1 protein-coding gene is annotated in these 1,325 nt (G+C 70.3%); it reads right to left on the bottom strand.

Annotated features, from left to right (window positions below; translation table 11 throughout):
* Positions 1–10 precede the first annotated feature (10 nt).
* Positions 11–1,069, bottom strand: coding sequence for an IS110 family RNA-guided transposase (locus DKT69_RS36725; protein ID WP_109805945.1), 1,059 nt, complete (start codon positions 1,067–1,069; stop codon positions 11–13).
* Positions 1,070–1,325: the final 256 nt, after the last annotated feature.

Raw genomic sequence — 1,325 nt, 5'->3', positions numbered from 1 at the left:
CCGGACGCTCCTATGCTGCGTCAAGCTCTGAGGGCGGGGTTTCGAGGCGTCGGTAGATTTCGCGGGCGATGTAGCGCTTGAGGCAGCGTTTGATCTCTCGGTCGGTTTTTCCTTGGCTGCGGCGGCGCTCGGCGTAGGCGCGGGTGCGTTCGTCGCGTTGTAGGCGGGTCAGGACGACGGTGTGCAGGGCGCGGTTGAGTTGGCGGTCTCCGGAGCGGTTGAGGCGGTGGCGGACGGTCTTGCCGGAGGATGCGGGGATCGGGGCCACGCCGGCGAGCATGGCGAACGCGGCGTCGTTGCGGCAGCGCCGTGGGTGGGACCAGGCGGTGAGCACGGTGGCGGCGACGATCGGTCCGACGCCGGTGAGGTGGAGCAGGTCCGGTCGCCAGGAGCGGACGATCGCTCGGATCGCTTTCTCGTGCTCGGTGGCTTCGGCCTCGAGGAAGCGGACGCGGCGGGCGAGGTCCCGCAACACGGTCAGGCAGGTGAACACCTCGACGTCCGCGTTGGTGGTGGGGCGCAGTCGGGTGGCGGTGGTGAGCATGACCCGGGTGCTCTGGCCGCGGAACCGGGCCCGCACCACCTCGGGAGCGGTGATCACCATGGCGTGCAGCTGCCGCTGGGCGTCCGCGCCGGCTTCCACGGCTGCACGGCGGGCGGTGAGACGCATCTGCAGTGCGGCCCGCTCGGGCCCTGTCTTGGGCTGGGCCAGGCGAGTACGCGCCAGAGCGTCGCGGGCGGCGCGTTCTGCGTCGATCGGGTCGGACTTCGCCCCGGCGCGGCGGGCCGGGCGCAGCGGCCGGTCCAGTTCGACGACCAGTTCGCCGGCCTCTGCCAGATGCCGGGCAAGGCCGGCGCCGTAGCCGCCGGAGCCCTCCAGCGCCCAGGCCCGCAGTCCTGAGTGTTGCTCGGCCAGGGCCACCAGTGCGGCATAGCCGTCCGGGTCGGTGCTCACCGTGGCCCGTGCCAGCACCCCGCCAGTGCGGGTATCGAGCAGCGCCGCGGTGTGGGTGTGCTTGTGCGTGTCGACGCCGATGACGACCTCGACCAGTTCTGCCAGCATGGACATGCGTTCTCTCCTCACCGTGGGGACGCAAGGGTCCGGTCCGGTGCGGAGATGGCAGGACTGTGATGAGACACGCCAGCTGCTACTGGCGGTCAAGCTCCTGATCAGGCCAAACGTCTCCCGCCGGGCCGGCGCCGGCAGCAGTGGACGGACAAGTCCGGTCAAAGGCACAAAAAGCCAGTCAGGCCAAGAGTCACGCCCACCGCTGCCAACTGTCAGCTCACCACTGCTGAACCGACCCCGCCATGCTCACAGTCAG

It is taken from the genome of Micromonospora sicca (genome assembly GCF_003172935.1).
GTDB lineage: Bacteria > Actinomycetota > Actinomycetes > Mycobacteriales > Micromonosporaceae > Micromonospora > Micromonospora sicca.
This window is presented reverse-complemented; position numbering and strand designations above follow the sequence as displayed.